This is a genomic window from Mesorhizobium sp. LMG 17147 (assembly GCF_024297145.1).
Taxonomy (GTDB): Bacteria; Pseudomonadota; Alphaproteobacteria; order Rhizobiales; family Rhizobiaceae; genus Mesorhizobium.
Genome location: NZ_JANCTC010000054.1, coordinates 1 through 1,307, shown reverse-complemented (window position 1 = coordinate 1,307; position 1,307 = coordinate 1). Strand labels below are relative to the sequence as shown.

Here is a 1,307-nt window from a genome sequence, read left to right as displayed (position 1 = left end):
TGGCGCCGCGGACAATCTCGGCGCCATAGGCACCGATATTGAGGCCGACGGATATGTAGCCGGCGGTGAAGTTCGGAAGCGTTATACCAAACAGCGGCAACACGAAGAAAATCCAATATAGCTGCACCAGCAGCGACGTTCCGCGGAACACTTCAATGTAAATCACCGAAGCGCCGCGGACCAGCGGGTTTCTCGAAATCTTTCCAAGTCCTGCCACATGGGCGACCAAGATCGCAATGAGAGCAGCGAGCAGGAACTGCGTGCATGTGACCAGCGTTCCCTGCAGTAGAACGGGCTTAAATTGTTGGAGAAACTCCAAAATTGACATTCACCATCCTCTTTACGCATCGGAACTAAGGCCTAGTCCCGAATGCCACCGTCAGTGGAGGGCGCTAGCTCTGCGGTCCTGTTTCTTGGGCATAGGGTCGAATCTCAGAGCTCACATGACCCGACAAATGTCCTTCCATAACCCTCCGTCTGGCCGTTAAGGTAGCACGCTTCCAAGACCGATTTGGGCTGGTATAGCTCGTGCCCCGCAGGAAATCTGCGTTCTTTTTGGTATTGGCGCATAATCTGATCGAGGAAAGACCTGTTCCGTTATGGGGGCAGCGCCAGGGGGAGACAACCCCGGCGGGAAGCCGTACCCAGCAACTCGGCATCCGCCACATTGCAATGACCTGGCTGGCGCCGTCCGGCGGCGACCCCTCCCCGGAATACCAGAATCGCGTGATCTCACATGCGCAGAAGGCATCAGGGTGGCGAGGTGCAGTGCGCGACATAGCAGAGCTGCGGGTCCTCATGCGGAACGTGCTGGCCCTTCCGGCAAGAGCTGACGCCGCATCGCTGGAGCTTTAACGCAAGCGTTCGCCAACGACGCCAAGGCCGTCCGTAAGGCAGCGCGGTACCCGTTCGAGGTCGTCCGAATCTTCGCGAAGGATGTCCGAGAAATTCTGCTCGAGAAGAGGGAGTGGCGGTGCCGCGGGCCTGAACCGCAATAAGTTGAGCAATTTTTCAATCCTGAACTGGCAGCCGTGGCCCCCTGATCAGCCCATCGCGTCCGGCGCTACGTTCGCGCAACGAAAAAGCTTGGCAAATGCCGGCGTCTCGGCCGCCACACCCAACGTGTGGCGGATGGCGAACAACTGCTGGCGACAACTAGGTCAAGTGGAGCTGTTGCGGACGCTGTTGCCCGAACCAGACAAGGGTTGTGAGATCCGGATGCCAATATTTCTGGTCTGCACGTAGCCATCAAGGGCTTCCTGACCCTTTTCCCTGCCGTAGCCAGACTTCTTCACTCCACCGAACGG

At 58.1% G+C, this 1,307-nt stretch carries 2 protein-coding genes; both read right to left on the bottom strand.

The genetic code is table 11. The features are described from left to right. Positions 1–328: ABC transporter permease subunit (locus NMG46_RS29520; RefSeq protein WP_164897558.1), on the bottom strand; the 328-nt coding region annotated here is incomplete at its 3' end. A gap of 832 nt (positions 329–1,160) precedes the next feature. After that, positions 1,161–1,307 (bottom strand): aldehyde dehydrogenase family protein (locus NMG46_RS29515; RefSeq protein WP_127316361.1); only part of this gene is annotated, 147 nt, incomplete at its 5' end.